General features: G+C 34.4%; 4 protein-coding genes. All 4 read left to right on the top strand.

Annotated elements, in window-relative coordinates:
• Positions 1 to 83: 83 nt before the first annotated feature.
• Genes AAC053_RS13275 through AAC053_RS13260 form a run of 4 tightly spaced genes read left to right on the top strand, consistent with a single transcriptional unit; the run spans position 84 to position 6,128 of the window.
• The gene (locus AAC053_RS13275; RefSeq protein WP_246906033.1) at positions 84 to 3,215 is read left to right on the top strand and encodes an efflux RND transporter permease subunit; all 3,132 of its coding nucleotides are present in this window, start codon (positions 84 to 86) and stop codon (positions 3,213 to 3,215) included.
• A gap of 5 nt (positions 3,216 to 3,220) precedes the next feature.
• Complete coding sequence (locus AAC053_RS13270) at positions 3,221 to 4,642, top strand: efflux transporter outer membrane subunit (protein ID WP_246906036.1); 1,422 nt, start codon at positions 3,221 to 3,223, stop codon at positions 4,640 to 4,642.
• A gap of 39 nt (positions 4,643 to 4,681) precedes the next feature.
• Positions 4,682 to 5,497 carry a universal stress protein gene (locus AAC053_RS13265; protein WP_246906038.1) on the top strand — a complete coding sequence of 272 codons (816 nt, stop codon included), beginning with the start codon at positions 4,682 to 4,684 and terminating at the stop codon, positions 5,495 to 5,497.
• 34 nt (positions 5,498 to 5,531) lie between these two features.
• Complete coding sequence (locus AAC053_RS13260) at positions 5,532 to 6,128, top strand: TetR/AcrR family transcriptional regulator (RefSeq protein ID WP_246906041.1); 597 nt, start codon at positions 5,532 to 5,534, stop codon at positions 6,126 to 6,128.
• Positions 6,129 to 6,175: the final 47 nt, after the last annotated feature.

Genomic DNA, 6,175 nt, shown 5'->3' with positions numbered 1-6,175 from the left:
TAACACCAAAAGAAGTAGCGTTCGATAGTATTACAAAGCCAATAAAACCTTTATTCCAATAATAATCTTATAATCCTTAATTCATGTTAAAGACATTTATTGAAAGACCTGTATTATCTACGGTTATTTCTATCATCATAGTCATTCTAGGGGTTTTAGGTTATACCACCTTAGCCGTAGAACAGTATCCAGATATTGCACCGCCAACGATTAAAGTAACAGCGACCTATCCAGGAGCTAGTGCAGAAACCATATTGGAAAGTGTTATCATACCTATTGAAGAACAAATAAACGGTGTAGAAGGCATGACGTATATCACGTCTTCTGCAACCAATAATGGTACCGCAGATATTACGGTATATTTTGACCAAGAGACCGATCCAGATATTGCTGCGGTAAATGTTCAAAATCGTGTATCTAGAGCAAATCCGTTATTACCACAGGAAGTTGTTCAAACAGGAGTCATTACACAAAAACAACAAACATCTGCTTTAATGTTTATGTCTGTGTATTCAGAAAATCCTGATTACAATGATACATACGTTCAGAATTATTTAAAGATAAACGTCATTCCATCATTACAACGTGTTAATGGTGTGGGAGATGTAAACGTGTTTTCAAGACAGGATTATGCGATGCGTGTATGGTTAAAGCCTGAAAAATTAGCGGCTTATGGTTTAATACCTTCAGATATTCAAACGGCATTAAGAGAGCAAAGTTTAGAAGCTTCAGCAGGTTCTTTAGGACAAAACAGTGGTGAAGCATTTTCATACAACATAAAGTATAGCGGACGATTTAAAACTGAAAAACAATATGAAGACATTATTGTTAAAGCCTTGGACAATGGCGAATATTTACACTTAAAGGATGTCGCAAGCATAGAATTAGATGCACAAAGCTATGATGCTTCTTCAAAAACCAATGGGTTTCCAAGTATTAATATGGCAATTTATCAAACTGCCGGTTCCAATGCGCAACAAATTATTACCGGAGTTAAATCTGAACTGGCACGTTTAGAAAAAGATTTCCCAGAAGGTGTTAAAGTCTATATCAATTACGACACTAATGATTTTTTAACGGCTTCCATGAATAAGGTTAGGAATACACTTATAGAAGCCTTTATTCTGGTCTTTATAGTTGTATTTATCTTTTTACAGGATTTTCGTTCTACATTAATTCCGGCCATTTCGGTCCCGGTTTCTATTATTGGTACATTTTTCTTTCTTAATTTATTTGGCTATTCCATTAATTTACTCACGTTATTTGCTTTGGTACTTGCCATTGGTATTGTGGTAGATGATGCCATTGTGGTTGTAGAAGCGGTCCATGCAAAGATTGACGATGGAGCAAAAAGCGCCAAAAAGGCAACATTGGATGCAATGCACGAAATATCTGGAGCCATTATTTCCATTACCTTGGTTATGGCAGCGGTTTTTGTACCTGTTACCTTTGTACAAGGACCTACAGGTGTTTTTTATGAGCAATTTGGGGTAACATTAATTATAGCCATTTTAATTTCAGCGGTAAATGCCTTAACCTTGAGCCCAGCGTTATGTGCATTGTTTTTAAAGCCTCATGATGAAGATGAACATGAGAAGAAAAGCTTTTTACAACGTTTGTACAGTGCTTTCAACAAAGCGTTTCATGCAACCACGCAACGCTACGGAAGATCGCTATCCTTTTTATACAAGAACAAATTTGTTACAGTAGTAATTTTAGTATTAGCATTTGTTGGTATCTGGTGGTCAGCAAGTACAACGCCTACTGGATTTGTTCCAAGTGAAGACAGAGGTGTGATTTTTGTAAATGTAGAATTACCAGCAGGCGCATCTATTGATAGAACCTACGAAGTAACCGAAGAAATTTACGCCAAGGCAAAAAATTTAGAAGGTGTGCAAGGAATTTCATTAATTAACGGTGTAAGCTTAATCAGTGGTGCAGGTAGTAATTATGCATTAGGATTTTTAAAATTAAAAGATTGGTCAGAACGTGATGAAAGTGAGAGTAGTGAAGCCATTACTGGAAAATTATTTGGTATAGCCGCAGGAATTCCCGAAGCTAACATAATTTTCTTCGCACCACCAAGTATTCCTGGTTTTGGAATATCAGCTGGTTTCGAAGTGAATTTATTAGACCGTACAGGTGGCGATTTTAGCGATTTAGACCAAGCAACGCAACAGTTTATCGGCAGTTTAATGCAGCATCCTGAAATTAAATACGGACAGTCGTCATTTAATACCAAGTATCCACAGTACGAAATGGAAATTAACGTCCCCCTGGCTAAAAAGTCTGGTGTTCCTATTAGTAGTATTTTCTCCACGATGCAAGGTTATATTGGAGGAGTGTATGCCGCAGATTTTGCACGTTTTGGCAAACAATACCGTGTATATATGCAGGCATTACCAGAAGATCGGGCAGACAAAAGTGATTTAAATGAATTATATATAAAAGCAGGAAATGGTGAGATGACACCAATTACACAGTTTGTTAATTTAAAGCGTGTATATGGACCACAATCTGTAACCCGTTTTAACTTGTACAATTCCACAAAGGTTTCTGGTGCAGCAAATCCTGGATTTAGTACAGGTGACGCTTTAGCAGTCATTGAGGCTGAGGCAGCAAAATTACCAAGTAATTATGAGGTAGCTTATTCCGGGTTGTCACGTGAAGAGGTAAATGCAGGTAATCAAACCACTATTATATTTATACTTTGTATTGTGTTTGTGTATTTCCTATTGGCTGCACAATATGAAAGTTATTTGTTGCCATTAGCCGTTATTCTTTCTTTGCCATTAGGTGTATTTGGAGCGTTTTTCTCAACCAAAATGTTAGGATTGGAGAACAACATCTATTTTCAAATTGCTTTGATCATGCTTATTGGTCTTCTCGCTAAAAATGCCATATTGATTGTGGAGTTCGCTGTACAAAGAAGACGAAATGGAGAAAGTATAGTAGATGCTGCTATACACGGAGCAAAAGCACGTTTACGACCTATTTTGATGACTTCTTTTGCCTTTATTTTAGGATTAATGCCATTAGTGTTGGCATCTGGTGTAGGCGCAAAAGGCAATAATTCTATTGGTACTGGTGCTGCAGGAGGAATGCTCATCGGAACCATTTTAGGAGTTTTTATAATTCCAATCCTATTTATATTTTTCCAATGGTTACAAGAAAAAGTTTCTAGTAAACCAGCAGTACAAACTATTGAAGATTAAGCGTAATGAATTTAAATATAAAACATAGAAATTTTAATAAAGGAGCACTATTACTAATCGTTGCATTAACATTACAAAGCTGTTTTGTAGCAAAAGATTATGTGAGACCAGATATTGAAACAGAAACTGAAGCTCTATACCGAACAGAAAATTTGCCAACAGACAGTGTTTCAATAGCAGATGTATCTTGGAAAACCTTATTTACAGACCAATATCTTCAACAATATATAGAAGAAGGTCTGCAAAACAATATGGATGTTCGCATTGCGCTTCAGCAAATTATAGCAGCCCAAGCTTATGCCAAGCAAGGTAAGGCAGGTTATTTACCATCGGTTAATGTTGGTGTAAACTGGACACATCAAGAATTATCCAAGAACACTCAGTTTGGTGCATTCTTAAGTGATACTTCTACAGACCAATATGATGTTACGGCAAACCTTTCTTGGGAAGCAGATATTTGGGGAAAAATACGAAGCAATAAAAGAGCAACGCAAGCAGCATATTTGCAAAGTGTTGCTGGACATCAAGCCGTAAAAACGCAGTTGATTTCTAGTATTGCCAATACGTATTATAACTTATTAGCTTTAGATGAGCAGTTAAAAATTACTAAAGAAACTATTGCAACTAGAGATAGTAGTGTCACAACTATTAAAGCGTTAAAAGAAGCAGGTCAAGTCACACAAGTTGCTGTTGACCAAAATATAGCACAATACAATAGTGCAAGAGCCTTACAGGTAGATATTGAAACTGCAATTTTTAAAACGGAAAATACTCTAAGTATTTTACTTGGAAAAGTACCTCAATATTTTGAAAGAGGCAGTTTAGATTTTCAAAATATAGAACAAGATATTATTCTTGGTGTTCCTGCAACATTGCTTAGTAATAGACCAGATGTTATGGCTGCTGAGTATGGTTTAATTCAGTCTTTTGAATTAACCAATGTAGCTAAAAGCAACTTGTATCCATCATTAAAATTAACAGCGTCAGGAGGATTTCAAAGTTTAGAATTAGATGAGTTATTTAATACCAATTCATTATTTGCTAATATCATTGGAGGTTTAGCACAACCATTATTTAATAAACGTGCTTTAAAAACTCAAAAAGAAGTAGCAATTGCACAACAAGAGCAGGCATTACTTGAGTTTAAAAAGACTTTGTTGATTGCCGGTAGTGAAGTATCCAATGCACTGTTTACTTATGAAGCTGAAACTAAAAAATTCGAATTTAGAAAAAATGAAGTTGAAGCCTTGCGTACAGCAGAAACAAACTCTGAAGAATTACTTATAAATGGATATGCCAATTATCTGGACTTATTAACAGCGAGAGAACGGGCCTTGAGTGCAGAGCTTAATATTATAGATAGTAAGTTACAACAATTAGTATCTATTGTAGACTTATATGAAGCTCTTGGCGGCGGATGGAGATAATATTAAATACCTAATAAACATTCATTCTTAACCAAAACTATGTACTCAATTTTAGTTGCAACAAATTTTTCTAAAACCTCTGATAATGCTGTACTTTATTCAGCATCATTAGCTCAATTATTAAATACTAAACTGGTGCTTTTTAATGCTTTTAAGTTGCCTATTCACGCTTCAAATGCGCGAATATCGGCGACTTCAATGGATGCCTTAATTGAAAAAACCAAAGAGAAATTAAGCACACAAGCTTTAAAATTATCGAATAAATTTAAAATTGAAGTTGAGTATCAATGTAGTTATTTGGATTTTGAACTTGAAATAGATTCTATATTGAAATCGCATAACTCAAAATTTCTAGTTATGGGAATGTCGGCAAAATCACTAGAACAAAATTTGCTTGGAAACCCAACAACAACCTTGGTCAGTATGAAAAATTTTCCAGTGTTGGCTATACCCGTAAATGCTAAATTTTCTGGGATCCACAAGATTCTTTTTGCCTGCGATATACTGCAGAATATACCCTTACGGACCTTGGCAAAATTAAGGAGAGCCGCCATTCAGCTTAAGTCTGAAGTAACTGTGTTTTATGTAGAAAAAAAAATAAATGAACTAAAATCAGAAAACAAAGCTTTTGAGAATATAGAAAAAGGCCTGGAAAATGTTACGTATTTTTATAAGAAAGTGAACTCAGATGCTGTAATAAAAGCAATTGAGAAGGAGATTGAAAAATCAAGTTTTGATTTGTTAGTGATGATGCCAAAAAAATATGGTTTTTGGGAATCTATAGTCCATAGAAGTAAAACTAGAGTTATGGCCTCAGGCATAAACATACCATTATTGTCAATTCCAATAGATTGATATTTAAAAACGAAAGGTTACAAATAACTGAAAGATGGTCACTAAAGCAGAATTGTTAGCGTATTCTATTACAAAGTTTACCCAATTTGGAAGTAAACACGTAACGTTAGACGAATTAGCAAATGAGCTTGGTATATCAAAAAAAACAATTTACACGTTTTTTGATAATAAAGAAGACTTGGTAACCTCCAGTCTTGAAAGTTTATTAAATGAGTATAAAGAAGATATAAATGGGTTGATCAATAGCCATAAAGACCCTATTTTGTGCGTCATCCTAATTTACCAGAGAGGGTTTGAGTATTTAAAATACTTTAAACCCTCTTTTCTTTTTGGATTGGAAAAATATTATCCCAAAGCAAATTCGCTGTTCAATAATTTCGTGAAAGAATTATCACATAGCATTGTTTATAAATTACTGAAGCAAGCACAAGAAGCTGGAGATATAAAAGAAGATATTAATGTAGAACTACTAGTGAAAATCTATTTTTTTAGAATTGACAATCTGGTGTTTAAAAAGAACAATTTATTTGAATCTTACGGAAAAGCCGAATTATTTAAACACTTAGTCATTTATAATTTGAAAGGAATAATTACAAGTAATTATTCCAATTCTTATTTTGATCTGGACTAAAACATTCAAATCCTTTTAGGCAATAGTGTTTTTAACTACTAAATATT

It is taken from the genome of uncultured Winogradskyella sp., from assembly GCF_963975125.1.
In the GTDB taxonomy this organism is placed as follows: domain Bacteria; phylum Bacteroidota; class Bacteroidia; order Flavobacteriales; family Flavobacteriaceae; genus Winogradskyella.
Note: the sequence above shows the minus strand (reverse complement) of the source record. Positions and strands in the feature narration are given on the sequence as shown.

Bases quoted from the DNA above. Each gene is read 5' to 3' on its own strand.
- AAC053_RS13275 (WP_246906033.1), top strand. From the start codon at position 84: ATGTTAAAGACATTTATTGAAAGACCTGTATTATCTACGGTTATTTCT.
- AAC053_RS13270 (WP_246906036.1), top strand. From the start codon at position 3,221: ATGAATTTAAATATAAAACATAGAAATTTTAATAAAGGAGCACTATTA.
- AAC053_RS13265 (WP_246906038.1), top strand. From the start codon at position 4,682: ATGTACTCAATTTTAGTTGCAACAAATTTTTCTAAAACCTCTGATAAT.
- AAC053_RS13260 (WP_246906041.1), top strand. From the start codon at position 5,532: ATGGTCACTAAAGCAGAATTGTTAGCGTATTCTATTACAAAGTTTACC.